Origin of the sequence: Meiothermus sp. (genome assembly GCF_037443965.1) — a bacterium.
In the GTDB taxonomy this organism is placed as follows: Bacteria; Deinococcota; Deinococci; order Deinococcales; family Thermaceae; genus Meiothermus.
The window spans coordinates 50,586-73,890 of the sequence record NZ_JBBINI010000008.1 but is presented as its reverse complement, the minus strand read 5'-3'; the positions used below and the strand labels follow the sequence as shown (position 1 = coordinate 73,890).

Below are 23,305 nucleotides of genomic sequence, written 5' to 3'. Positions count from 1 at the left end.
TCGAGCGGTAGACTAAAGTGTTATGAGTTGGTTTCAGCGCCTCAAAGAGGGCCTTAGCAAGACCCGCGACAACATCACCAGATCGGTTCCTTGGAGCAAAAGCCCTGAAGAGGTGTTGGAAGAACTCGAGTTCGCCCTGATCTCCTCCGATGTAGGCGTAGAGGCCACTGCTGAGGTGCTGGAAGAAGTACGCCAGTCGGGCAAAAAAGACCTGCGCGAAGCCCTCAAACAAGCCCTTACGGTACAGCTCGAGCCCGACCAGTTCCGGGCCAAAATTCGCAAGGCGGGCTTCAACCCCAACGCCAAAAAGTCCACCGTCGAGCCCGCCGGCAAGGTGATTCTGATGGTGGGGGTCAATGGGGTGGGCAAGACCACCACCATCGCCAAGCTTGGGCAGTACTACCAGAGCAAGGGCAAAAGCGTGATGTTCTGCGCCGGCGATACCTTCCGCGCGGCGGGTGGAGCCCAGCTCGGGCTGTGGGGGGAACGGCTGGGCATCCCGGTGATCCAGGGCCCCGAAGGCTCCGACCCTGCCGCGCTGGCCTTCGACGCGGCCAGCAGCCGCAAAGCCAGGGGCACCGATCTACTGCTGGTAGACACCGCTGGGCGACTGCACACCAAGCACAACCTGATGGAAGAGCTAAACAAAGTAAAACGCTCCATTACCAAGGCCGACCCCGGCGAGCCGGGCGAGGTCTGGCTGGTGCTGGATGCCGTGACCGGACAAAATGGCCTCGAACAAGCCAAAAAATTCAACGAAACCGCCGGCCTGACCGGGGTGATCGTAACCAAGCTCGACGGTACGGCCAAGGGCGGGGTGCTGGTGCCCATCGTGCGCGAGCTGGGCGTACCCATCAAGTTTATCGGGGTGGGTGAGAAAGCAGACGACCTTCAGCCGTTTGATGCTGGCGAGTTTGTGGAAGCGCTGCTGGGCTGATACGGGTGGTGCCGGCCTCTATGGATCTGCACGAGCTATACCTCCCGCTGGCCTCGAGGCAACACTCTGGCAAGGTCGCGGGTATCTCCTATCTGCTCCAACCCAACTTCCCGCTGCTGTTGACAAACACCGCTTTCGGCTTTGACAGATCGGTACTCGAGGAACTTCGGGCACGGTTCACGCAGGTAGGCGCACCGCTGGCCTGTACACTGCTCGAGCGCTCCGACCCCTCCGAGCTTGTAGCCCTCGGCTTTCGGCTTTCAGCCACCTTCGAACTCTGCCAATCCGAACCCAGCCCCCGCGCCTACTGGACCGAACAGGTTCCCTGGTCGGAAGCCTGGACCCTCTCACGCCTCCTTACCGAGGCCTACAACGTCCCCGAATGGCGCTTTCCCTTTTCACATCCAGTGGGCAAGTTGCTGCAAAACCCCAACAATCAGGCGTTCGTGGCTTATCTTTATGGCGATGCAGTAGGCGCCATCCTCACCTATCAGGAGGTGGGCCTGCTGGCAGGGGTGGTGCCCGAGCGGCGGGGCAACGGGGTGGGGGCGGCCCTGGTTGGGCGTATCTACCCCAGGCCTTTTATTCGCTTGGCCGGCACAGAGATGGAATTTCCTGGTCAGGTTCAGGATCGTTTTATACGCTACACTTTAGAATGATGCAGACCTCGTCCAAACCCTCTTTTGATCGCAACGCCCTGCTGCTGGCTTTTGCCTGGCTGGTGGCCCTGGCAGCGACCCTTGGTAGCCTTTACTATTCGGAGGTGCGCAACTTCATTCCCTGCACGCTGTGCTGGTACCAGCGCATCGCCATGTATCCCCTGGTATTCATGCTTGGGATCGCTACTTGGCGCAACGACCCCCACATTCGACCCTACGCCCTTACCCTATCGCTTTTAGGGTTGTTCTGGAGCAGCTACCATCTTCTGGAACAGTGGGTTCCTGGGGTAGCCCCCAGCGTCTGCAAAGGCCCCATCCCCTGCAACGTCGAGTATGTGCCCGGCTTCCCCATCCCGCTGCAGGCCGGAATCGCTTTCTTGCTCATCTCGATAGCGCTTTTTTGGGTACGCCCCACCCAGCGGTAGTACCTATCGGGCTAAGCCCTTTTGCGTATCCAGTGCGGAACCCACAGGGTGCAAATCAGGGCCACGCCAAAGGGCAGGGTGAGGGTTAGTGCCAAAGTAGGGTCAAAGAACCCCAGCAGCGCACCTATGCCCATCAGAACCAACACAGCGAAGGCAAAAGCTCGGTGTCCAGCCAGTTGAAGGCGCCGAAACCACTCGGTCGGTGGAAAAGTGCTTTGGGTCATGGCTTTGGTCAGGCCCAGCATGGCATACCAGGCCAAGAGCAGCATGACCGAAACCACCAGCAAGGCATCGCGCCAGGAACCCACCGTCTGCACCAGCAGCACATACAGCAGTTGAACAGCCGCAGTAAATCCGATGTTGATGCGGCTTTGTAAGCGGTTCTGGGTCTGGTTCAGACTCACTTCCGCCGAGACCCACAAGGCCATCGCCCAGGCACCCATAGCGAAAACCAGCGCGATCAGCAGGTCAATAACCATCCGTCACCACATTTTGCAGGGGTTCGCCACGCACATACCGTGCCACCTGCTGGTGTACCAGCCTGAAGCCCCGCTCGAATAGCTTGGGGGTTGAGCCTGCCATGTGCGGGGTCAAAAAAACCTCTGGCAACGACCACAAAGGATGTCCTTCGGGCAGGGGCTCGGGATCGGTGACATCGGAAACCAAGCGCACCTGCTTAGCTCGGATGGCCTCCACCAAAGCTTCTTGATCTACCGTTTTGCCCCGGCCCGCATTGACGAAAAGCACCCCTGGTTTCATCTGAGCGAAGTGCTCGGCCCCGATTAGCTTGTCGGTCTGAGGGGTGTAGGGCAATAGGTTGATGATCACATCGGCTTTGGGAAGCAACTTTGGCAGCGCAGCAAATCCGTACACCCCCTCGCGGGCTGTTCGTGCGACCCGAATAAATTCAACTTCAAATGGGGCTAGGCGCTTCTCGGTGGCCCTGGCAATTGAACCATAACCCAAAAACAACACTGTAGAGCCTTCCAGATCGTCCACCCAGCGGTAGGCCCAGCGCTGCTCCCGCTGGGCATCGCGGAACTCAGGAAAGCGCTTGATAGCCCCCACCACTGCCGCAACAATCCACTCCGAAACCGGAATATCGTGAACGCCGGCCGCATCACAAAGCACAATTCCAGGGGGCAAGTGGGGCAGAATCCAGTCCACGCCCGCCGTGAGGGTCTGCACCACCTTGAGGTACTTTAGGTTGGGGAGTTCGGCAAAAAAACGCTTGGCCCCGCTGCCGTAGGGTGCCACGGCAAACTCGGCTTGCAGGGCTTTTTCTGACAAAGGAGCTTCTTTAGGCAAAAAGGCCACTTCTACCGAATCGGGAAAATCCTGCAAAAGATTGGACGCGATCACTTCGGAAACCAGAAGAACCATCAGCATTAATATATCGCGGTTCAACACGTTTTCTTCATGCGCTCAATAGGTCGTATCTCAAAGCACTCTCCGCTGCAAGCCTTACAGCAGCTCAGCCTGTACAATCGCTTTAGCCGTGAGCGATAAACCGGATATTCAGACACGCAAACGTAAACATTTAGAAGTCTGCCTCCGCGAGCCGGTGGAATACACCCGGCTCACCACCGGGTTTGAACGCTACCGCCTGCGCTACCGGGCGCTACCCGAGCTGGCATTGGAGGAAGTAGACCTCACCACTCGGTTTTTAGGCAAAACCCTACAGGCCCCCTTTCTGATTGGAGCCATGACCGGCGGCGAGGAGCACGGGGGACGTATCAACCGGGCCCTGGCCCAGGCCGCCGAACAACTGGGGGTGGGCATGATGCTGGGCAGCCAGCGGGTCATGTTGGAACGCCCCCAAGCTAGGGCAAGTTTCCAGGTGCGCGAGGTGGCCCCCAGCACCCTGCTGGTGGGCAACCTGGGGCTGGTGCAGCTCAATAAGGGGTACGGCCCCCAGCACCTCCAGCAGGCGGTCGAACTGATACAGGCCGATGCCCTCGCCCTGCACATCAATCCCCTGCAAGAAGCCCTTCAGGTAGGGGGAGATACCGACTTTGGGGGTCTGCTGGACAAGCTGCATAGCCTGCTTCCCCAAGTACCCTTCCCGGTCGTTCTCAAAGAAGTTGGGCACGGCATTGGCTATGAAATTGCTCAAAAACTGATCCATCTGCCTTTTGCAGCACTGGATGTAGCCGGAGCCGGCGGAACCAGTTGGGCCAGGGTCGAGGAACTGGTGCACCACGGGCGCATCCTGCACCTCGAGCTGGTCGAAATGGGCATTCCTACAGCCCAGGCCCTGGTGGAATGCCGGTCTACCCTATCCCAAAAACCCCTGATTGCTTCGGGGGGCATCCGTACTGGCAGCGATGCAGCCAAAGCCCTGGCCCTGGGTGCGCAGATGGTTGCGGTGGCTCGTCCGCTGCTGGAGCCCGCCTTGAAAGGCCCCGAGGCCGTGGTAGCCTGGCTCCACAACTTCCTGCACGAGTTGCGGATCGCCCTCTTCGCCATCGGGGCCCGCACCCCCGCCGAGGCGCTGGGGCGTATCGAGCAGGTTTGACAAAAAAGGCCCCCGAAACCGAGGGCCTAGGGATTTGGTTGCGGGGATAGGATTTGAACCTATGACCTTCGGGTTATGAGCCCGACGAGCTACCAGACTGCTCCACCCCGCGTCGGCGGCTGCATGTGACAGCTTTTACATACTAGCCGGGCAAGCTTGTTTGGTCAAGATGCCCTGTTATACCGTTTCCGCTTGAATCCTTTACCGCCCGCCGCAGTCAGAGGTGAAGGATTCAAGCCGACCGAAGGGAGTAGAAAAGCATTTCGGTAGTATCGTTTAGGCTTGCCGAAGTGAACGATACTACCAAAATGCGTATTAGACTGATACTTGAACTTCGGCTTGACAAGTGCATTTGCCGCTTGTGCATTTTCTTCACGTGCTACAATGAGCCGCAAGATGAGGATTAACCTGAAGGAGACGCTATGAAACAACTTTTGTGTGCGGCGCTTCTGATTCTTTCGCTGGGCTGGGCGCAGCAAAGTCAACCTGCACAGCCTGCACCTGCGGTTCAGCAGACCCTGCAACAAGCCCAGGCTGCCCTCGAGGCCGGGCGTCTCAACGAAGCCGTGCAGGGCTTTGAAGCCGTTATTGCCCGCGATTTCTCCAACTACAGCGCGCATTTTGGATTGGGGCTAGCTCTATACCGCCTGGGCGACCTGCGGGGGGCTGCCTTCGAGTTCACCCATCTGACCGCTCTCGACCCCAATCGCTTTGAGGGCTGGTTCAACCTGGGGGTGGTGCGCGACCGCCAGGGCCAGGCTGCTGAGGCCAGCCAAGCGTTTGCCAGGGCCGTCGAAGTCGGCGAGAAAGCCAACCTGAGCGCAAACGACCTGAAGCCGGCCTATATAGGCCAGGTAAAGGCGCTGCGAACCCAGGGACAGCATGAAGCCGCCACCGCTGCCGCCCGCAAGGGCCTGGAGAAGGTACCCGGCGATGCCGAGCTCACTTCTTTGCTGGCAGATAGCCTGGTTCGGGCCAACAAGCCCTTAGAAGCCCTGCCGGTGCTTTACCAGATTCTGGGCACCGACCCTGCCAATGTGCAAGCCATTTCCCAGATCGCCGATATCTATACTGCCCAAGGGTTGCCCCTACGGGCCCTGCGCGAGATTGACCGGGGGTTGGAAGCGGCTAAGGATAACTCGGCACGGGCCCAACTGTTGCTCAAAAAATCCACCCTCCAGCAGGGCCGCGAACAACAGACTTCCCTACAGGAAGCAGCCCGTCTCGATCCAAGACTGTGGGCTGCCCAGTACAACCTGGGGGTAGCTCGCCTGCGCGATGGCAATGCCAGGGGAGCTTTGGAGTCCTTCCAGAATGCCTATGCCCAGAACCCCGATGAACCCAAAGTGCTGTTGGGACTGGCCACCGCCTACGACCGCCTGGGTCAGGCCGCCGAGTCGGGCCGCTTCGCCGCGATGGCTGTCAGAGCCAGCCAAGGGGCCGATAGAGTAGACGCCCTGTTCTTGCTGGGCAAATCTTCTTATACCCTGCGTCGCTATACCGAGGCCGTCGAAACCCTCTCGCAGGTAACTCAGCAAAAAGCCGATAATGCGGAGGCCTGGTTTTTCCTGGGGGTCTCGCAGTTCAACCTAAAAGACTATGCTGCTGCCGCCGAATCGCTGGAAAAGGCCCAAGCCCTAGCCCCCAGTGCCTCTACGGCTGCCAACCTGGGTGCGGCCCTCTACTCTGCAGGTAAATACTCTGATGCCGAACGGGTGCTCTCGCAAGCAGTAGCCCTGGATGGCCGCAACTCGGTGGCCTGGTACAACCTAGGCCTCACCCTGCGCTCGCTGGGTCGGGTGGCCGAGGCCCGGCGGGCCTGGCAGCGCTCCGCCGACCTGGGCTATGCCCCGGCTCGAGACTTATTGCGGTAGATTGGTGGCATGGGTTGGCTTAGAACAAACTGGCTCGATGCGCTAATCTTCTTACTGGTAGCCGCCATCATGGCAGGCGTGGTGTTTTTCCTGATTGGGGTTAATCCCTTTAGTGGGCCGCAGGGGAACCCCACACCCCCTTCGACCGTTGCCCCCTCGGCGCCGCAACAGCCTGCGCCACCCCCCACACCGCAGCCCCAGCCACAAACTGCGCCCGCTAGACCACAGCCGCAACCACAAACCCCGCCCACGGCACGGCCCCAGCCCCGCCCGGAGCCCGAAACCGTGGTCACGGTTCTGCCCATTCCACAAGCCCCTACGGCTGCACCCCCCGTTGCCAAACCTATTCCGGCCCCTCCTAAGGTAGCAGATCGACAACCCCCACCCGCACAGCCGGAAACCACCCGACCTGCGCCCGCCCCCCGGCCCGAACGCCCGACCTTGACCGCCGATCCAGGGGGCGCTTGGCGGGTGATGGTGGGCTCGTTTGGCAACCGCGAAAACGCCGAACGCCTGGCCATAACCCTGCGCCAGCAGGGGTATCCGGTGGGCCTCGAGGCTTCTGGCAGCCTCACCCGGGTTTGGGTGGGCCCCTACAGCAGCCAGACCCGGGCACGCTCCGTTGCCAACACCCTCGGCCAGTACCAACCCCAAGTAGCCCGGATGGCCGCCAGTGCCCCCACCGAGCCGCAGGCCAGCCCCACGCCCAGTTCGGGCCGTTTCCTGCAGGTGGGCGCTTTCCGCACTGCCCAAAGCGCACAATCGGTCGTTGAAACCGTGCAGCAAGCGGGGTTTCCGGTGGTGCTGGTGGAAGAGGGTGGGTTGGTGAAGGTGCGGGTCGGCCCCCTCGACGATACGGTTGCTGCCGCTACTGCATTGCGGGCCAGGGGCCTCGAGGTTTTGGAGGTTCGCTAGATGTCCGTAACAGGAGTTTTTTATGGCTAAAGTACCCAGCGCGGCCATCTCCCGCCTGGTCACCTACCTGCGGATTTTAGAGGACCTCGAGGCCCGTGGGGTCAACCGCACCTCCTCCGAACAACTGGCCGAGGAAGCCCAGGTCACCGCCTTTCAGGTACGTAAAGACCTCTCCTACTTTGGCAGCTATGGCACGCGGGGGGTGGGCTACACGGTGCAAATTTTGCGCCGTGAGCTGCGGCAAATTCTGGGCCTCAACCGCCGATGGGGGCTCTGCATCGTAGGTATGGGCCGCTTGGGGCAGGCCATCGCCGACTACCGAGGTTTCAGCGAGATTTTTGAGTTAAGGGGTTTGTTCGACCGCGACCCCTCCAAAGTCACCATGACCTTTCACGGCATGCACGTCGAAAGCATGGACAACCTACCACGGGCCGTAGCCGAAAGACGCATTGAATTCGGCCTTCTGGCAGTTCCTGCTGATTCGGCCCAAGCAGTAGCCAATCGTCTGGTAGAGTCAGGTATCAAGGGTATTCTGAACTTTGCCCCGGCAGTTCTGGAAGTGCCCAAGGAAGTAGCAGTGGAGAACGTAGACTTTCTCACCGGACTTAGCAGGCTCTCGTTCTTCGTGCTCAACCCCAAATGGAGAGAGGAGATGATTGGATGAAAAAACTTATCGCCTTGGTGGTGGCCGCTTTTGTGCTGGCGGGGTGCGGCAACTTTATCACCGATTTTGGTATTCCCAGCGTTCTGATCGCGCCAGCTGGCAGCGAAGACCGTAGCATACGCGACCAAAACGGCAATGTGATCCGCGTAGCCTTCGTAGTGAAATACACTATCCGCACCCTGCCTGGAAGCCCCCTAGGGGTCGTCAGCCAACTTAACCGTGTGGGCGGCGGTTCGCTTCCGGGGGGCGAAGTGCTTTCTTGTGCCCCAAATACCGCGCCAGACAACTGCCCTATCATCAATGGAGAAATTACCTTCAATACTTTCCCGGCTCCAGGCAGCATCCTAATTGAGAGCTACGATGCCAACAGTGCCAACGGTCAGGGTCGTACCGTGTTCCTCCCCAGGCCCATCACCCTGTACTGAAAAATCTGAAAGGCACCCCTCCTGCCTTTGTGCTTCTCACCAACCCAGACCCCAGGGTCTGGGTTATACTTTTTGGAATGAGTGTGAAGGACTTCACCCACAACCTCGAGGCCCTGCTGGCAGAATTTGAAGACCGCCTGCGGGCTGTGGTGCGCTCGGAAGTGGAGTTTGTCCAGCTCATCGAAGAAGACCTGGTCACTGCAGGGGGCAAGCGGGTGCGCCCCCGGCTGGTTTTTTTGGCCAGCAATGCCCTGGGGAGTGTGCCGTATGCCATGGAACTGGCCCTGGCGGTGGAGCTTTTGCACTCGGCCTCGCTCCTGCACGACGACCTCGTAGACGACGCCGAGACCCGGCGCGGCAAGGAGGCCGCCTTTCGCAAATACGGCAACGCGGTCTCGGTGCTCTCGGGCGACTACCTGCTGTCGCGGCTGATGGCCTTGCTGGCCCAGACCGGGCGTATGGAGCTGGTGGCCATGTTTGCCGAGACCGCCCGACAGCTCTCCGAGGCCGAGGTGCTGCAGTTTCAGGTGGCCGCCCTGCACGACTACTCGCTGGAAAACTACGAACGCATCATTGACGGCAAAACCGCCTCGGTGATGCGGGTGGCCTGCGAGGGGGCTGCGGTGCTGGGGGATGCACCCCCGGCAGAGCGCGAGGCCCTGGCCTGTTTTGGCTCGCTCTATGGTCAGGCCTTTCAGATGCGCGACGACTATCTGGACTTGATGGGCACAGCCGAGATACTGGGCAAGCCCGCAGGCGGGGATGTGCGCGAGGGCAAGGTGACCCTCATCACCCTGCGGCTTCTGGAGGCCTTCCCCGAAGAGGTGGGGGCCATCTTTAAGCGCCGGGCGGCTGAACCGGGGGATATCGCCCGTTTACAGGAGTTGGCGGTGCGCTCAGGGGCCGACCTCGAGGTCACCGAAGCCATCGCGACACGGGTCGAACAGGCCATCAAAGCCCTGCGTGGGCTGCCGCATTCGACCTACCGCGACGAGCTAGAAGCCCTGGCGAGGCGCGAGCTGGTGCGGGTGAAGTAGGCGGGCCGCAACCTCCATTCCTAACTCCCTTCGGTCGGCTCGATCCCTTCAACTTTGATTACACCCAAAGGTGAAGGGTTCAAGCGGAACCGGCATCAAACACCTTCCCAGTCCTCTTTGGTAATTTCCATTGGCACAAATTCGACCTTGGGCGCCAGACCGAAATTAAAACGCGGTGTTGGAGCGGGAGGGGTCGCTATATGGCGGAAACCTGCTTTTTCAAAGGCCCGCTGGGCTCGAAGGTTGTGTTTGTAGGTGCGCAGCTTGACCTTTTGCAGTCGGAGGGTGAAGAAAGCATATTCCAGCACTGCCTTAACCGCATCGGTGCCATAGCCCTGGCCCCAGCGGTTCTTGGCCCCAATCAGGATGCCCAGCGTGGCCTCGGTGCGGGTTATTTCATAAAGCTCCACCGTGCCCAGCCACTCGCCCTTTTCGTCGAGAATCCCGAACCCCACCCGGTCGCCCCGGCTCACCTCCCCCATGACCACCCGTTTGAAGAGCCATAAGGGCATTTTGAGTGGACGGCTGCCGTTCCATTCGGCGATTTCCGGATCGCGAAAACAGTCGTAAAACCGCCGCCACTCAGCCTCGGTAAGGGCCTCGGTAAAGGGTTTGAGGGTTACTTTGCCATGGCGCGGCCAGGTATTGCTGAGCGTCACCCTTTTAGCATACGCCACTTGGGGGTGGCGGATGGTTGAAATGGATTGCAAAGGCCAGGGGCGTTTACGGGTATAACCCCAGCAAAGACCGCGCTTCCAGCACTCGCGTCGCAGCCACGATATAGGCTGCGGTGCGCAACGAAACTTTTTTGTCTTGGGCAACCTGCCAAACTGCCTCGAACGACTGGCGCATCAGGCGCTCGAGCTTGGCATTGATCTCGTCTTCGGTCCAGAAAAAGCTGTTGAAATCCTGTACCCATTCAAAGTAACTCACTGTTACACCGCCCGCATTGGCGATCACATCAGGAATCACCAGGATGCCCCGCTCACCCAAGATGTCGTCGGCAGCCGGGGTGGTGGGGCCGTTGGCGCCTTCGGCGATGATTTTGCACTGCACCTTCCAGGCATTGGCTTCGGTAATCTGCTTTTCCAGTGCGGCCGGAACCAGAAATTCACACGGGGTGGTCAACACCTCGGCAGCGGGAATCGGCTCGGCCTTGGGATAGCCTTTCACACCCCCCATTTGCTTAACGTAGCTGGTCAGGTCGTAGGGGTCTATGCCGGCGTCGTTGCGAATGGCCCCGGTCACGTCCGAGACGGCGATGATTTTGGCGCCATGGTCGTGGAAGATGCGGGCCGCCGCGTTGCCCACGTTGCCGAAACCCTGAACCGCCACCCGGCTACCTTCGATGGGCAAGCCTATCTTCTCAGCCGCCACCGCCGCCGTCACAAACACCCCGCGCCCAGTGGCATCCTGCCGCCCCAGCGAACCCCCCACCGCGATGGGTTTGCCGGTAACCACCCCCGGCGCGGTGCGCCCCACATTCATGGAGAAGGTATCCATCATCCAGGCCATCTCGCGGGCACCCGTACCCATGTCGGGGGCCGGAATGTCCTTGTCGGGGCCAATGATAATGCCGATTTCGGAGGTATAGCGACGGGTCAGGCGCTCTATCTCACCGGGACTGAGCTTGCGGGGGTCTACCCGGATACCTCCCTTGCCACCCCCGTAGGGCAAACCCACCGCCGCGTTCTTGATGGTCATCCAGGCCGATAGGGCCATCACCTCGGAGAGGGTCACGTCCTGGTGGTAGCGAATGCCGCCCTTGGCCGGGCCGCGGAAGGTATTGTGATGGACGCGGTAGCCCTCGAAGTGGGCCACCGAACCATCGTCCATCTGAATCGGCACATCCACAATCAGAATGCGCTTAGGTCGCTTGAGGTCTTCGACCCAAAAGGCCAGTTTGCCCAGGTAGGGGGTGACGCGGTCTACCTGGGCCAGATAGATCTCCCAGGGGCCGATGTTTTCGCTGGAAAGGTAGGAAAGGGGTTCGGATTTCATGCACTCCTCCAAAAAGCGGATAGCGGATGGTAAAAATTTCCAGGTGTGCGGCTTTGCTCAGGCACAGGGCTTCTGGTTTATGGATACACGCCCCGCAAGCGGCTGGCTTCGTTGATGCGCTCGACCGCCAACGCATAGGCTCCGGCCCGCAGGTCGCCCTGGAGGGGCTTGGCCCGCTCGAGCACCGCCTGCAAGCTCTGGTGGATAAACTCACGCAACCTCTGCTGAACCTCGCCCTCCTCGAAAAAGAGCATCGAGAGGTCCTGCACCCACTCGAGGTAAGAGAGCACCAGCCCTCCCCCGTTGGCCAGGATGTCGGGCACGATCTGGGTACCCTGGAGCTTGAGCAGGTACTCGGCCTCGGGGGTGATGGCCCCGTTGGCCCCCTCCAGCACCACCTGGGCAGCGATCTGCTGCGCGTTGTGCTCGTTGATCACCCCTTCCACTGCGGCTGGAACCAGGTAGTTGACCTTCAGGGTCAGCAGTTCGTGGTTGGTGATGTACTTGCCGCCGGGGAAACCTTCCAGATGCCCCCGCTCGGCGTAGTGCTGCTCGAGGGCGGCCACCTCCAGCCCTTCGGGGTTATACACACCGCCTTGGCTGGTCGAGATAGCCACCACCTTTAGCCCTTCCTTGACCGCGTAGCGAGCCACCGCACCGCCCACCTGCCCGAAACCCTGAATGGCGATGTTGGCCCCTGCTACCGGCCACCCATTGACCTGGGCCAGATCGGAGAGCACGTAAACCAACCCCTGGCCCCCACCTTCGTCCTTGACCACCACTCCGCCCAGTTGGGTAGGCTTGCCGGTCACCGCACTGAGGGTGGTCTGGCCGCGGGTCATGGTAAAGGTGTCCTGAAACCAGGCCATCACGGTTTGGTTGGTGCCCACATCGGGGGCCAGCACATCCTCGTCTGGCCCAATCAGTTCGATAAGCTCGGTCACGTAGCGGCGCGAAAGCCGCTCGAGCTCGCGCCTCGAGAGCTTACTGGGGTCTACCACCACCCCCCCCGCCGAGCCCCCAAAAGGCAGGCCAAACACCGCCGATTTCAAGGTCATCCAGGCGGCCATACCACAGGTCTGGCCCAGCCCCACCTCCGGGTGGTAGCGCACCCCGCCCAGCGCCGGGCCACGGGCAATGTTGTGAATCACCCGGTAGGCCGTGAAGTTGCGCACGCCCCCATCGTCCATCACCACCGGCAGCGAAACCCCCACCAGGCGCTTGGGATGGGTCAGGTACTGGATGGTGGCGGGGTGAATCTTGGCTACCTTGATGGTGGCCTCGAGGCGGCGCAAAAAGCTTTCCCACAGGCTCGCATCTCCCGGGGGACGATAGGCGTTTCTGAGTGGCATCGAGTAAACCTCCGTTTCATAAACCTTTGGGCCATTTTGTCACAGTTGACATGGGCGTTTGACCCTAATTTCAACGACCATGAGTATACCTGGAGGCAATACCCGAAGATGATCATCCAAAGCAACCGCTCTTGGAGCTATCTTTGCCGAATCCCTCGAATGTCCCGACGCTCCGCCTCGCTGGCAACCCCTTGGAGCGCTCTTCACAATGCGCCGCTCACAACTGCTTTGTCCTGCACAGCACAGTGGCCTCCCGGATGGGAGGCCACGTCCGTGAAGAGTGCGATAGGCTATGTGCGGTGATGGTATGAGCGAAGCCCGCACACTGGAACTGGTTTTTCCCGAACACGCCAACCCTGGTGGCAACGCCTTTGGTGGTTTTGTACTGGGCCTGATGGACAAAGTGGGCTCCTATGCGGCCATTCGTCGTGCTCGCAAACGCTGTGTGACGGTGCGGGTGGGCGAGGTGGTATTCGAGGTGCCCATCAAGGTAGGCGACCTGCTGGAAGTGGTGGCCAAAGTCGTGCGGGTAGGTCGCACCTCGCTAACGGTTGAGGTGGAGGTGTACCGCGAAAACTTGCGCGAGTCCAAGGTACTGGCTACCAAGGGCAACCTGACCTATGTGGCCGTTGACGAGCAGGGCAAACCAACCCCCGTGGATACGGCATCAGAGTAGGAGGGACTCGAGTTCCTCGAGGTTCCCCACCGTCGAGTCGGGGTCGGGGGCATGGGTCTCGGGCGCCGCACCCGTGCGGTTGCACCAGGCAACCCTGAAACCAAACGCCTTGGCCCCAGCCACATCCCAGCCGTTGGACGAAACAAAAACAATCTCTTCGGGAGTCGCAAAAAAGGCCCGGACGGCCAGGTCATAGGCTTTTGGGTGGGGCTTGTAGGTTTTGACGCTCTCGACGCTAAGGATTTGACTGAAATAGCCTTCCAGGCGGTTGTGGTGTAGCAGTTTACTCAGCATCTCCTCGGTTCCATTGGACAGAATGGCCAGCGGAAAGCGCCCGGAGAGGCGTCGCAGCACCGGAGGCACCTCGGGGTAGGGTTCCAGGGCCAGGTAGCTTTCCAGCAGTTGCGCTTGATGATCGGCGCTCAGGGGTAAAACCAAGGCACTGCAGGAATGGTGCAGGGCCATGCGGGTGACCGTCCAGAAATCTTGGTACTGCCCCATCAAAGACAACAGCCAGGTGTACTCGAGCTGCTTCCTACGCCACAACTCAGCAAGCGCAGCCCCTCGACCCGGATAGATGGCGTCGCAGAACTGGCTTAGACCTTGTACATCAAACAAGGTCGAGTATGCATCAAAGACCACTGCACTAGGCATGCTTTAGGGTAGCAAAAAAGCAGGCTTACACGAAGGCGTTACTCCACTGCCCGCAACCAGAGTTCGCCCCTGGGGGCCAGGGTTAGGCCGGGTTTGGGCTGGGGGTCGCCTTGCAGGGGCTCGAGGCGCCCAAAGAGCGCAAGGGCCACCCCCAGCACCATCTGGGCGAAGTGCATCCCCAGGCAGATACGCTCCCCCCCGCCAAACGGCAGATACCCCCAGGCCGGGATGCGGCCCTCGAAGCGCGCCGGGTCAAACACCAGGGGGTTCTGCCACAGGTCGGGGTGGCGGTGGGTCAGGTAGGGGCTGTAAAGGGCCAGCGCACCTTGGGGAATGAGGATTCCGTCAAACTCGAGGGCCCGTGCCACCCGGCGGCTCCCGATAAAGCCCGGCGGGTACAGGCGGAGGATCTCCTTGATGAGCAAGGGATGCCCCGCCGAGCTGTGCCAGTCGGGGTAGCGGGCCGCGTGCCACACGGCCCAGGCCAGGGTGTGGGCAGTGGTGTCGTAACCTGCCGCCAGCCCGATCAGCACCTCCTCCAGGGGCAGATGGGCGGCCAGCCCCAAACCCCTCGCCTGCATCTCGGCCACCCGGCGGCGCACCCGGGCAAAAAGCAGGGGCCGCGGCCACAAGGGAGCGGGAAAGGGCTGTTTGAGCGGTGCCAAGAACCGGGCCAGCTCTGCCTTGGGAAACTGCCCCTCAAAGTAGGCCACATTGAGGCTGGTCTGGGCCACCTGAGAAGCCCAGCGGTTGGCCTCGAACACGCCCTGGGGGCGGATTTCTTGCAAGGCCGTGCGGATACGGGCCTCGAGCCCCCCCAGGGCCTTGGCATGAAACCGGGGGTTGAGTTCCTGGCGCCTGGCCCTGTGCGCGGGGGCATCGGTGGTGATGATGCCGCCGTTCAGGTAGGGCACCAGGCTGGAAAAGCTGCCTTTTGAGCGAAAGGTTTCCAGGTCAGTCAGCAGATGGCGGTTCCAGTCGGGGCTATATCCCACCACCGCCGGACGGCCCAGGCCCAGGGCAAAGATGGGCCCCAGGGCCGCCCCCTCCTCGAGCAGGGCCAGAGGCGCCCCCGCCCAGCGGGGCAGGTGGGCCCAAGGCCCCCAGGGATGGCCCTTGGGCTGGGGCAATCCCCTGAGCCCAGTATCCCTTACAGCATTGGGGCTCTTAAGGCTCAAGCCCGCCTCCTCCACGCGTTCTATCCAGCAGCCACCCCGCCCCATTCCAGCCCGAAAGCATAGAGAGCGGAACCCCCCCTCCAGGGTGAACCGTTCCGCCCACCTGCGCGAAATTGCGCAGACCCGCCACCGCCCAGCCAGGCCGCAGGGCCCCCAGCAGCCCGTGCGGCGCCCGCCCGTACAGGGCCCCACGGTAGGCGGTCAGGCTGTAGTCCTGGGGGCTCATGGCCCGCCAGGCCGCAATGGGCAGGGGGTGCACCTGAGAGAGCTTTCCCAGCAACAGCCAGGCGTAGTCCTCGGCGTTTGGGGGCTGCGCTCGGCCCGTCGGGGGTGCGTTCACCAGCAAGAAGGCGGCCTCGCCGTCGGTGTGCAGGTACAGGGTGGGGTCCTGGGGCCAGCGCCCGGCGGCGATCGCCTGCCACTCGGCCCGGTAGTCTGACGAAAAATAGATATGGTGGCCCAGCGGTACCGCCTCGGCCAGCTTCAAGAGCACCGCAAAGCCCGAGACCCCCAGGGCATAGGTCGGCAGGGGCAGGTCCAGCCACCCTAGGGTGAAGTGCCGGTCGGCGGCTGAGATATACAGGTCGGCGCTGTGCCAGCCCTGGTCGGTTTGCAGCGCACCCACGCGGCCTGGCAACCGCTGCATCTGCAAGACCTTGTGCCCAAAGGCAAACTGAACCCCCTGGGCCAGAGCCAACTGGAAGAGGTGGTCGGCCAGGGCCCGCATCCCCCCCGCCAGATGAAACACGCCCAGCCCCAGCTCCACCCAGGCGATGTTGTGCAGCACCGCCGGAGCCTGGTAGGGGTTGGCCCCTAAGTAGGTGGCAAAGCGCAGGAAAAACGGGGTCAGATAAGGGCCGGACTGCACCAGGGCCGCCAGCGACCGGGTGGGGTGGGCCTTCAGGCCATCGCGCAGGCCATACCGCAGCAGGCCATAAGTCGGGGGCGGTGGGCCAAAGATAAAGGTATCTTTGGCTCCCTCGTACATGGTCCTGGCCGTGTCCAACAAGCGCCGGTAATGCCGGGCTTCCTGCAGCGAGAGCTGGCTTAGGGTGGCCTCCTGATCCAGTTTCGGCGCGAACACCCGCCCATCGGGCCAGGTGTAGCGGGTGAGGGGCGAGACCGGCTTGAGTTCGGGCAGTATAGCCCCAAACGCTTCGAAGATGCGGCGGGGAATCTCGGGCAGGGTCAGGACGGTGGGACCGGTGGGCACCCCTTCCCAGCCGATGGCCTTGCCGCCCGGCGCCTCGAGCTGCTCGAAGACCGTGACCTCGAGGCCCGCCTTCCTAAGCCGCAGCGCCGCGGCCAGCCCCGCAAAACCCGCCCCTATCACAATGGCCTTCATCGGCTATATTCTCGCCCTTTCCAGGTATATTTTCGTTGTGCAGAACGCAAATAGATGGGCGTGCTGAGCAAGGGTGCCAGCGGCACCAGCACCAACTCCCATCCTGGCCGCCCGGTTTTGAGGCCCAGCAACAGCCGCTCTAAAAGCCCCAGCACTCCTATCAAAAGCCACAGCGGATTGAACAGGGCCAGCGGCCAGCACAGGGTATAGGCCAGCAGGTGCCCCATGTACGAGAGGGCCAGCATCACCCGGCTGCGCCCGTGAAACTCGATCAGGTTCTTGCCCAGGCCCTCCACAATCTCGGCAAAGCTACGGTACATCCGCACCGCCACCAGGCCACCCCCCAGGGCCAGGGCCAGGCGCTGCCCCGCGGCCTTGGTTTTTTGGGCTAAGCGCACGTCCTCTAGCACCTCCCCCCGCACCGCAGCGTGTCCCCCCGAGGCCAGGTAGGCCAGCCGGGTAAAGGCCATCACCTGCCCATTGGCCGCCGACGCCGAAGGAAAGGGGGTTCGGAGGAGGGGGTAGGGCAGGTAGCACAGCAGCACATCGTCAATCAGGGGCAGGATCACCCGTTCGGCCAGGCTATGGGTCATCTGGAGCGGATACACCGAGACCAGCCCGGCCCGTTCGTGCTCCATCCGGGCCAGCACCGCCCGCACCCCGCGCTTGCGCCAGTGCACATCGGCATCGGTGAAGATCAGCACCTCGCCCTGGGCCGCCTGGGCCAGTTGGTAGCAGGCCCAGGTCTTGCCCATCCAGCCCTCGGGTTTGGGCCGGCCCACAAGCAGGCGCACGCGGGCATCCTGGCGGCTAAATTCCTCGACTACCTGGGCAGTCACATCGGTGGAGTGGTCGTCCAGCACCAGAATTTCCTGCACCCCCTGCAACAGCAGGCCCGGCAGGGTTTCCCGCAGGTTGTGGGCCTCGTTGCGAGCCGGTACCAACAGCGAGACCGTGGGGCGCGGCCTGCGCAGTTTCTCTCGCTTCAAAACCGGGAAAAAGAGCATATTCAGTAGCAGTATCAAAAGCTTGAGGCCCAGCCAGGCCAGCACCCCATACCAGAGCACCTCGAGGATAGACAGCATACGACTACGGAGCGCCTTTACGCTCGGCCAGCCCGATCAGTTTACCCAGCGCCGCCCCCCAGGCCGCCATGCGTTCGTGGGTGCTTTTGCGCCCGGCCAGCCGCAGTTCGAAACCCGGCAGCGGTTCCTCGGCGGGCGCGGTGCGGATCTGGTCGTCGAGTTTGGCCAGCATCTGCTCCATTTGCTCGCGCAACAGCTTCAAATCGGGTTCTATGGGCACACCAAAGACCAGATAGGCCTCGGCCAGCTCGTGCCCGCGCAGCACCACCCTCGAGGCCACCGGCACCACCGGCACCCCCGCCCGCTGGGCGAACCAGACCACCCCCCGGTTCAGCTCGCCCAGCGGCCCCGGCGGGCGCAGCTCGCCCTCGGGGAAGACGATCAGCGCCTCTCCCCGCCCAAGGGCGGCCAGCGCCTCCCTGGGCTTGCTGGCCGAGACCGTATCGAGATGGCGAAAGAAAGCAAACTCCTGCAAGCGGCGCTCCCCCACCACAATTTTGAAAGGCCGCCCGGCCCCCCAGAATAAGACGGGCAGCAGATAGCCATCCCACCAGGAGTGGTGATTGCCGGCCAGCACACAGGCCTGCCCTGGCCATCCCCCCCGCACCCACACCCCCCGCAGGCCCCGCTGCACCGTGCGGCAAAACAAAGCCTTGAAGGCCACGCTCAATAATCGTTCCCAGGGGCGCATCTTCTCCATAGGTTTCCTTAACACTGCCCACGCTGGATTCAAGAAATAGCAAAAGACCTCGAGAGGGTCTCTTTTTGAATCCTAGAATACTGCCTTCTGTCGGGTTATTTCGCCACCACGCAGCAACCAGCTACCCGAGTCTGGCATCAGGCTGCTCATGCCCTCCAAGGCGCAGGTACCCCGACCAGGCCAGCCCGTTCATGGCCAGGCCACAGAGCAGCGCTGCCGGCCACAGGCCCAGCAGGGCCAGCCCCACCGGTAAAAACAGGGCCTCGAGCCGGTAGGCCCAGGCAAAAGCGCCATCCTGGTGCAGGCCAGGCCCCAGCCGTCCATACATCCAGGAGATGGCATAACCCACCACAAACCAGGCCAGGTAGTTCTGGACGGGCGCCCCATACCACAGGGGGTTGGGGTCTTGCCACGCCCAGTAACCCTGGGCGGGCATCAGGGCCTCCAGTCCCAAATCCCAGGCCACCACCAGCAAGCCGGTGCGCCAGGGCCGCCCCTCCGCCAGCACATGGGCCGAGAGCACCAGGGCAAACCAGCCCAGCGGCACGATCAGGGGCACACCCCCAATGGTGGGCTGCGGTGCACCCTGGTAGCTGTAAAGCCCAAAGGGAAAGCCGGTCTGGCTGCCCAGCAGCTCCACCCCCAGCCCCAGCGCAAAAGCCAGAGTGGCCAGCAGCACAATTCGCACCCCCACCCGCCCCCAACCCCACAGCAGGGCCGCCAGGGTAATGAGCAGCATCTGCGCTAGGCTGATGAGGGGAAAACCCTCCGGCCAGAGCGGCACCGGGATGCGCACCAGCACCGCCAAAGCCAGCAGCACCATCCAAAGTTGCAGGCGCTGCCGGAGCCCGCCAAGCCGGGCCCGGGCTTCGGGCTGGGCCATAAGCCAGAGGGCCTGGGCGGTGGCCGTGGCCGCCAACACAGCCCAGATCCCCAGTGCAGGCGATTTGTAAAACAACCAGCCCGCCCCACCCGCCAACAGCGTAGCGACCCCGCCTACAACCAGCAAAACCCTGCGGCCTGCCCAGAGCAGATCGCCGCCCCACACCGCCAGCAAGGCCAGCACACAGCCCCACCCGGCCAGCGCAGCACCCACCAGCCCACCCCACCCCAGCACCAGCAGCACCGCACCCAGCAGGGCCAGGCCCATACCCCAAAGCCCCCCCAGCCCACGCAGCCAGACCGGGCCTGCCGCCGCAGCGGGCCCCGCGCACCGTGCCCAGAACAGCCCAACAACCGCGAGCAAAACAGCCAGCAAGGTGGTTATCAGTAAGTCCACCGCTACCCTCGCCTGGGCGCCATTCGGCCCGACTTTGTCAGAAACCAGCGCGACCTTCCCACCGCCAGCGTAGCCCTCAGAAACGCCGGAATATTTACACTGGACATAATCTGCAAATCTTCCAGCAGGCTGGTTTCTTCATCCAAAAAGCGCAGCACCCGCTGGGGGGGGTTTTTGCGGAACAGGTCGCTGAAGACCTGTTTACCCGGACTGCGGCGGTGCGCCAGCACGTTCAGGAGCACGCTGTCCATGTAGGCGTGCCGATTAAAGGTTGGTTCCCTATAAAAGGGCTGGCCGGTCTGGGCAAGCGCTTCGGCAATGCGACGCGACTGCTGCTGGATGCGCCGGAAGGTGTAGCCGGTAGAGGCCTTGGTACAGCCTCCGGCGGTGCCGATGTTCACCACGTGGGGGCTCGGCCGGCGGGCAAAGGGCGCGTCGGTCATGGGGATGACGCCGAACTCGGTCTCGAGCACCTCGTACTGCGCCAGGCCCAGCGGGCCCTCGAGGTAGGCCCGCAGCCCTGCATCGTAGGCGTCCGGGGGCAGCAGCTCGGGCGAGAAGAGGGTGTACTCCACCAGCGCGGTCTGGGCATCGAAAGGCAGGACATAGGCAAAACGCACCGCGCCCTCCTGGGGAAGCCGAAAATCCATAAAGGTCGCGGCCCCAGCGTCGAAGGCCGGCCGGGGGGTTCGCACCACCCAGCCCTTGAAGTGCTGGAGCAGGTAGTGATAACGGGGGTTTTTGGGCCCAGGCCGGTACAGGCTGCTAAAGGCCCAGCGGCCCATAAACACCTGCCCCCCCGCCTCGACCCGCACCCCTTCCGGGGTCTCCTCGAGGTGGGTGACCTCCCCGTAGTGCAGGCCGATGTTGGGTTGCTCTGCAATCCAGCGCTGCATGAAGGTATAAAAATCAAGGCCCCGGATCATCTTGTAGGCATAAGGGGCGATATCCAGCCGCCGCGATATCCCTTCTCCATGAAACCAAACCCGGTTCCATTTGCGAAAAACCACCGACTCGAAGGGACTTTCGCCCACCTCCCAGAAGCTCCAGGTGCGGTCGTTGAGGGTTTTGGGGGCTCGCTCGAGCAGTAGGATTCGCTTATCGCGCAGGCCCGCCTGCACCAGATGGTAGGCCAGGCTCAGGCCCGCCGCCCCGGCCCCCACAATGATGTAGTCGTAGTCGTAAGCCGCGCTCACCTGGTAACAGGCTACGCCGCAAGGCCAGACCCTGGCTAGCCGGGGTTACAAAGCGGGGCGCTCGAGCCCCCGCAACTCCGCGCCGTGCTTTAGTGCCCGAAGATCGTCGCGCAGGCTGGACAGTTCACGCCGCACGGCGCGGAGGGCGCTGGCCTCGGCCAGCAAGCCCACGATGTACTGATTCAGGCTCACCTCCTCGGCCTCGGCCTCCTCCACCAGCCGGCGGTGCAGGCTGGGGGGCATCCGCACCAGCACCTTACCGCCGTAAGCCCGCTCGGTGGAGGGCAGGGGAATCTCGTCGCCGTGCTCGTAGGCCACCTCGAGCCACAAACGCTTGGCATCCTCAATCATCTGCAAGGCCTCCTCTCTGGTCTCCCCCACCGAGACGCAGCCCGGAAGGTCTTTGATTAGGGCGGTGTACCCCCCCTCGGCCTCGGGAACCAGCGTGATGGGGTAGTGCAGGTTCAGATAGTAAGCCAAAGGCTTGCGTGTAGCCGGCTTCCTCATTCCTCCTCCTCCAGCTCCAGAAGCTTGTGCACCTGTCTGAGATACGTGGTTTTCACCACCTGTCCTTTGTGCTTGGGCACGATCTGCATTCGACCATCGGGGTGGCGAAAGACGTGGTGGCTGCCGCTCGAGCGCACTTCCTTGAACCCATGCGCCTCGAGCACCCTCGCCACCTCCTCGTAGCGCATCTCAGGGGGCAGACGGCGCATTTTCTCGATCAGTTTCTCGAGCTGCCCCATCGGCCCACCCATAAAATAATATCACAAGTAATATCATTTTACAAAAGGTATACGGTCATACCCGGTTGCGGCTCAAATCCCTGAGCAACACCCTGGCGGCATTCCGCCCGCTCGCACCCATGATGCCCCCGCCGGGGTGGGTGCTGGCCCCGGTCAGGTAGAGGCCTTTTAGCCCCGGAAACCTGTACTCGTGGGCCCCCAGCCAGGGACGGAACATGAACATCTGGTCGGGGGTCATCTCGAGGTGCATCACATTCCCCGACGGCATGGCAAACTCCTGCTCGAGCCAGAGCGGGGTCTGCACCAGTTCGACCACAATCTTGCGGCGAATCGCGGGGTCGAAGCGCTCGAAGCTCCGGATCACCCCCTCCCGGGCCTCCATGGCCCGGGTTTCCCACGTCCCCGAGGCCAGCTTATGGGGGTAGTACTGCGCCCACAGCCACAGGGTCTCGCCCCCTGGGGGGGCCAGGGTCTCGTCCACCGCGCTGAAGCTCATGGCGATGAGCGGAGGGTCGCGGGTGGGCTCGCCCGCCAGGTAGTCGCCATAGGCCCGGCTGAGTTGCAGCTCGTCGGTGATGAGGAGGCCCAGCCCAATGCGGGCCTCGAGGCCGGGGTGGGTCTGGTAGCAAAGCTTTTCCGAAAGCCCCAGCCGCAGCACCAGGCCAAAGCCGTTGCCCACCCGCAGGCCTTTGGCCACCTCGGGGGTCTGGTCGGCGGGCAGCATGGCCAGGGTTTTCTGGATGTGCGCCCCGGCCACCACCGCTCGAGCGCCCACGCTTTGCCCGTCCGCCAGGCGCAGGCCCACCGCCCGTCGGCCCTCCAGCACAATCCCGGCCACCGGGCTATCCAGGTGCACCTTCCCCCCTTTGGCTTCTATCGCACGCACCAAGGCCAGCGACAGACCGCCCGAGCCGCCCCGGGGCCGGGCCACCCCACCCACGTGGTAGAGCGGGTGCCACAGCAAAAAGGGCGACGACAACGGGTCGGAGGGCGGCGGCCCGGACTGCGCGGCCATCCAGACCAGGGGGGCCCGCACCCGTTCCTCGCTGAAGTACTCCCGCGCCACATCACCGTAAGGGCGCAAGATCTGCGGCAGGCGCTTCTGCCACTCGCGCCCGAACCCCGCCCCCCAGATCATCTTGCGGCCCAGGTTGAGCGGACTGGGCGAGGCCAGGAAGGCTTCTTTGACCGCCTGGGCAAAGGGCAGCCAGTCGCGCATGAAGCGGTGGTAGGCCTGGCCCTGGCCCGGATAGCGCTCGTCCAGCTCGGCGGCGGTGCGCTCGGGGTCGCGCCAGACGAACCAGCTTTCCCGTGCATCCGAAGCGTGGAAGAGGGGGTCGAGCTCGAGGTACTCCAGCCCGTGCTTGTGCAGTTCCAGCTCATCCACAATGGGCGTCAGGCGGATCAGGATATGGGCACTCCCCCCCAGGTCGAAGCGGAAGCCCTCGTAATCAATGGTCGAGACTGCCCCGCCCGGCACCTTGCGCCGCTCGAACACCCCCACCCTATAGCCCGCCTGGGCCAGATACGCCGCCGCCACCAGCGCGTTATGCCCCGCGCCCACCACCGCCACGTCAAAATCCGGCATCTCGGGCGAATAATACCCTAGTCTGGGCTTGCTCAAAATGGGTTGAACCGT

The 23,305-nt window shown here is 62.5% G+C and carries 25 protein-coding genes and 1 tRNA gene; 10 read left to right on the top strand and 16 right to left on the bottom strand.

The window, feature by feature from the left end; all coding sequences use genetic code 11:
- Nucleotides 1–22: 22 nt before the first annotated feature.
- The 3 genes from ftsY to WKI89_RS06390 are packed head-to-tail and all read left to right on the top strand — an operon-like array spanning nt 23 to nt 2,021.
- Nucleotides 23–937: a signal recognition particle-docking protein FtsY gene (gene ftsY / locus WKI89_RS06400; protein WP_337868340.1), complete on the top strand. Its 915-nt coding sequence runs from the start codon at nt 23–25 to the stop codon at nt 935–937.
- 20 nt (nt 938–957) lie between these two features.
- Entirely contained in the window at nt 958–1,596 is a 639-nt protein-coding gene (locus tag WKI89_RS06395) for a hypothetical protein (protein ID WP_337868339.1), read from the top strand.
- Nucleotides 1,596–2,021, top strand: coding sequence for a disulfide bond formation protein B (locus tag WKI89_RS06390; RefSeq protein ID WP_337868378.1), 426 nt, complete (start codon nt 1,596–1,598; stop codon nt 2,019–2,021). Before WKI89_RS06395 ends, WKI89_RS06390 begins: the two co-directional genes overlap by 1 nt.
- Before the next feature lie 11 nt (nt 2,022–2,032).
- Here the strand turns inward: WKI89_RS06390 and WKI89_RS06385 are convergent, their stop codons facing one another.
- Nucleotides 2,033–2,500: a hypothetical protein gene (locus WKI89_RS06385; protein WP_337868338.1), complete on the bottom strand. Its 468-nt coding sequence runs from the start codon at nt 2,498–2,500 to the stop codon at nt 2,033–2,035.
- Nucleotides 2,490–3,404, bottom strand: a complete 915-nt coding sequence (locus WKI89_RS06380) for a 2-hydroxyacid dehydrogenase (RefSeq protein ID WP_337868337.1) — start codon at nt 3,402–3,404, stop codon at nt 2,490–2,492. Before WKI89_RS06380 ends, WKI89_RS06385 begins: the two co-directional genes overlap by 11 nt.
- 115 nt (nt 3,405–3,519) lie before the next feature.
- Between WKI89_RS06380 and fni the strand changes: the two genes are divergently transcribed.
- Entirely contained in the window at nt 3,520–4,539 is a 1,020-nt protein-coding gene (fni, locus tag WKI89_RS06375) for a type 2 isopentenyl-diphosphate Delta-isomerase (protein WP_337868336.1), read from the top strand.
- Nucleotides 4,540–4,574: 35 nt separating this feature from the next.
- Here the strand turns inward: fni and WKI89_RS06370 are convergent.
- Nucleotides 4,575–4,651: transfer RNA gene (locus WKI89_RS06370), tRNA-Met, on the bottom strand.
- Between the two features lie 310 nt (nt 4,652–4,961).
- Here WKI89_RS06370 and WKI89_RS06365 point away from each other — a divergent pair.
- The 5 genes from WKI89_RS06365 (at nt 4,962) to WKI89_RS06345 (ending at nt 9,454) form a co-directional block, all read left to right on the top strand.
- Nucleotides 4,962–6,413, top strand: coding sequence for a tetratricopeptide repeat protein (locus tag WKI89_RS06365; RefSeq protein ID WP_337868335.1), 1,452 nt, complete (start codon nt 4,962–4,964; stop codon nt 6,411–6,413).
- A 9-nt stretch (nt 6,414–6,422) separates the two neighbouring features.
- Nucleotides 6,423–7,328 (top strand): SPOR domain-containing protein, encoded by a 906-nt coding sequence (locus tag WKI89_RS06360; protein ID WP_337868334.1) that lies wholly within the window; start codon nt 6,423–6,425, stop codon nt 7,326–7,328.
- A 22-nt stretch (nt 7,329–7,350) separates the two neighbouring features.
- Entirely contained in the window at nt 7,351–7,992 is a 642-nt protein-coding gene (locus WKI89_RS06355) for a redox-sensing transcriptional repressor Rex (protein WP_337868333.1), read from the top strand.
- Nucleotides 7,989–8,417: a hypothetical protein gene (locus WKI89_RS06350; RefSeq protein ID WP_337868332.1), complete on the top strand. Its 429-nt coding sequence runs from the start codon at nt 7,989–7,991 to the stop codon at nt 8,415–8,417. Before WKI89_RS06355 ends, WKI89_RS06350 begins: the two co-directional genes overlap by 4 nt.
- Before the next feature lie 77 nt (nt 8,418–8,494).
- Nucleotides 8,495–9,454: a polyprenyl synthetase family protein gene (locus WKI89_RS06345; protein ID WP_337868331.1), complete on the top strand. Its 960-nt coding sequence runs from the start codon at nt 8,495–8,497 to the stop codon at nt 9,452–9,454.
- Between the two features lie 95 nt (nt 9,455–9,549).
- Here WKI89_RS06345 and WKI89_RS06340 read toward each other — a convergent pair whose 3' ends face one another.
- From WKI89_RS06340 to WKI89_RS06330, 3 genes are all read right to left on the bottom strand, one after another.
- Complete coding sequence (locus tag WKI89_RS06340) at nt 9,550–10,113, bottom strand: GNAT family N-acetyltransferase (RefSeq protein WP_337868330.1); 564 nt, start codon at nt 10,111–10,113, stop codon at nt 9,550–9,552.
- Between the two features lie 64 nt (nt 10,114–10,177).
- Complete coding sequence (locus WKI89_RS06335; RefSeq protein WP_337868329.1) at nt 10,178–11,455, bottom strand: Glu/Leu/Phe/Val dehydrogenase; 1,278 nt, start codon at nt 11,453–11,455, stop codon at nt 10,178–10,180.
- Nucleotides 11,456–11,532: 77 nt separating this feature from the next.
- Nucleotides 11,533–12,807, bottom strand: a complete 1,275-nt coding sequence (locus WKI89_RS06330; RefSeq protein ID WP_337868328.1) for a Glu/Leu/Phe/Val dehydrogenase — start codon at nt 12,805–12,807, stop codon at nt 11,533–11,535.
- Between the two features lie 307 nt (nt 12,808–13,114).
- Between WKI89_RS06330 and WKI89_RS06325 the strand changes: the two genes are divergently transcribed.
- Nucleotides 13,115–13,483: an acyl-CoA thioesterase gene (locus WKI89_RS06325; RefSeq protein ID WP_337868327.1), complete on the top strand. Its 369-nt coding sequence runs from the start codon at nt 13,115–13,117 to the stop codon at nt 13,481–13,483.
- On the opposite strand, the gene WKI89_RS06320 is transcribed toward WKI89_RS06325, so the two are convergent.
- From WKI89_RS06320 to WKI89_RS06275, 10 genes are all read right to left on the bottom strand, one after another.
- Nucleotides 13,475–14,137 (bottom strand): haloacid dehalogenase type II, encoded by a 663-nt coding sequence (locus tag WKI89_RS06320; RefSeq protein WP_337868326.1) that lies wholly within the window; start codon nt 14,135–14,137, stop codon nt 13,475–13,477. The two genes, WKI89_RS06325 and WKI89_RS06320, sit on opposite strands and share 9 nt — an antisense overlap.
- Before the next feature lie 38 nt (nt 14,138–14,175).
- Entirely contained in the window at nt 14,176–15,315 is a 1,140-nt protein-coding gene (locus tag WKI89_RS06315; protein WP_337868325.1) for a cytochrome P450, read from the bottom strand.
- Complete coding sequence (locus WKI89_RS06310; protein WP_337868324.1) at nt 15,305–16,660, bottom strand: FAD-dependent oxidoreductase; 1,356 nt, start codon at nt 16,658–16,660, stop codon at nt 15,305–15,307. Before WKI89_RS06310 ends, WKI89_RS06315 begins: the two co-directional genes overlap by 11 nt.
- The gene (locus tag WKI89_RS06305) at nt 16,657–17,745 is read right to left on the bottom strand and encodes a glycosyltransferase family 2 protein (RefSeq protein WP_337868323.1); all 1,089 of its coding nucleotides are present in this window, start codon (nt 17,743–17,745) and stop codon (nt 16,657–16,659) included. The genes WKI89_RS06310 and WKI89_RS06305 overlap by 4 nt, the downstream gene beginning before the upstream one ends.
- Nucleotides 17,746–17,749: 4 nt before the next feature.
- The gene (locus WKI89_RS06300) at nt 17,750–18,445 is read right to left on the bottom strand and encodes a lysophospholipid acyltransferase family protein (protein WP_337868322.1); all 696 of its coding nucleotides are present in this window, start codon (nt 18,443–18,445) and stop codon (nt 17,750–17,752) included.
- 121 nt (nt 18,446–18,566) lie between these two features.
- Complete coding sequence (locus tag WKI89_RS06295) at nt 18,567–19,724, bottom strand: carotenoid biosynthesis protein (protein ID WP_337868321.1); 1,158 nt, start codon at nt 19,722–19,724, stop codon at nt 18,567–18,569.
- 2 nt (nt 19,725–19,726) lie between these two features.
- Nucleotides 19,727–20,920: a lycopene cyclase family protein gene (locus WKI89_RS06290; RefSeq protein ID WP_337868320.1), complete on the bottom strand. Its 1,194-nt coding sequence runs from the start codon at nt 20,918–20,920 to the stop codon at nt 19,727–19,729.
- Between the two features lie 45 nt (nt 20,921–20,965).
- A complete protein-coding gene (locus WKI89_RS06285; RefSeq protein ID WP_337868319.1) occupies nt 20,966–21,427 on the bottom strand; it encodes a type II toxin-antitoxin system HicB family antitoxin in 462 nt (153 codons plus the stop codon).
- Nucleotides 21,424–21,678 carry a type II toxin-antitoxin system HicA family toxin gene (locus WKI89_RS06280; RefSeq protein ID WP_337868318.1) on the bottom strand — a complete coding sequence of 85 codons (255 nt, stop codon included), beginning with the start codon at nt 21,676–21,678 and terminating at the stop codon, nt 21,424–21,426. The genes WKI89_RS06285 and WKI89_RS06280 overlap by 4 nt, the downstream gene beginning before the upstream one ends.
- A gap of 43 nt (nt 21,679–21,721) precedes the next feature.
- The gene (locus WKI89_RS06275) at nt 21,722–23,254 is read right to left on the bottom strand and encodes an NAD(P)/FAD-dependent oxidoreductase (protein WP_337868317.1); all 1,533 of its coding nucleotides are present in this window, start codon (nt 23,252–23,254) and stop codon (nt 21,722–21,724) included.
- Nucleotides 23,255–23,305: the final 51 nt, after the last annotated feature.

Excerpts from the sequence above, each read along its gene's own strand:
- WKI89_RS06365 (WP_337868335.1), top strand. The coding sequence starts at position 4,962 with ATGAAACAACTTTTGTGTGCGGCGCTTCTGATTCTTTCGCTGGGCTGG.
- WKI89_RS06325 (WP_337868327.1), top strand. The coding sequence starts at position 13,115 with ATGAGCGAAGCCCGCACACTGGAACTGGTTTTTCCCGAACACGCCAAC.
- WKI89_RS06305 (WP_337868323.1), bottom strand. The coding sequence starts at position 17,745 with ATGCTGTCTATCCTCGAGGTGCTCTGGTATGGGGTGCTGGCCTGGCTG.
- WKI89_RS06385 (WP_337868338.1), bottom strand. The coding sequence starts at position 2,500 with ATGGTTATTGACCTGCTGATCGCGCTGGTTTTCGCTATGGGTGCCTGG.
- WKI89_RS06320 (WP_337868326.1), bottom strand. The coding sequence starts at position 14,137 with ATGCCTAGTGCAGTGGTCTTTGATGCATACTCGACCTTGTTTGATGTA.
- WKI89_RS06300 (WP_337868322.1), bottom strand. The coding sequence starts at position 18,445 with ATGGAGAAGATGCGCCCCTGGGAACGATTATTGAGCGTGGCCTTCAAG.
- WKI89_RS06275 (WP_337868317.1), bottom strand. The coding sequence starts at position 23,254 with ATGCCGGATTTTGACGTGGCGGTGGTGGGCGCGGGGCATAACGCGCTG.
- ftsY (WP_337868340.1), top strand. The coding sequence starts at position 23 with ATGAGTTGGTTTCAGCGCCTCAAAGAGGGCCTTAGCAAGACCCGCGAC.
- WKI89_RS06395 (WP_337868339.1), top strand. The coding sequence starts at position 958 with ATGGATCTGCACGAGCTATACCTCCCGCTGGCCTCGAGGCAACACTCT.
- WKI89_RS06350 (WP_337868332.1), top strand. The coding sequence starts at position 7,989 with ATGAAAAAACTTATCGCCTTGGTGGTGGCCGCTTTTGTGCTGGCGGGG.
- WKI89_RS06285 (WP_337868319.1), bottom strand. The coding sequence starts at position 21,427 with ATGAGGAAGCCGGCTACACGCAAGCCTTTGGCTTACTATCTGAACCTG.
- WKI89_RS06310 (WP_337868324.1), bottom strand. The coding sequence starts at position 16,660 with ATGAAGGCCATTGTGATAGGGGCGGGTTTTGCGGGGCTGGCCGCGGCG.
- WKI89_RS06345 (WP_337868331.1), top strand. The coding sequence starts at position 8,495 with ATGAGTGTGAAGGACTTCACCCACAACCTCGAGGCCCTGCTGGCAGAA.
- WKI89_RS06360 (WP_337868334.1), top strand. The coding sequence starts at position 6,423 with ATGGGTTGGCTTAGAACAAACTGGCTCGATGCGCTAATCTTCTTACTG.
- WKI89_RS06355 (WP_337868333.1), top strand. The coding sequence starts at position 7,351 with ATGGCTAAAGTACCCAGCGCGGCCATCTCCCGCCTGGTCACCTACCTG.
- WKI89_RS06380 (WP_337868337.1), bottom strand. The coding sequence starts at position 3,404 with ATGGTTCTTCTGGTTTCCGAAGTGATCGCGTCCAATCTTTTGCAGGAT.
- WKI89_RS06390 (WP_337868378.1), top strand. The coding sequence starts at position 1,596 with ATGCAGACCTCGTCCAAACCCTCTTTTGATCGCAACGCCCTGCTGCTG.
- WKI89_RS06335 (WP_337868329.1), bottom strand. The coding sequence starts at position 11,455 with ATGAAATCCGAACCCCTTTCCTACCTTTCCAGCGAAAACATCGGCCCC.
- WKI89_RS06280 (WP_337868318.1), bottom strand. The coding sequence starts at position 21,678 with ATGGGTGGGCCGATGGGGCAGCTCGAGAAACTGATCGAGAAAATGCGC.
- WKI89_RS06330 (WP_337868328.1), bottom strand. The coding sequence starts at position 12,807 with ATGCCACTCAGAAACGCCTATCGTCCCCCGGGAGATGCGAGCCTGTGG.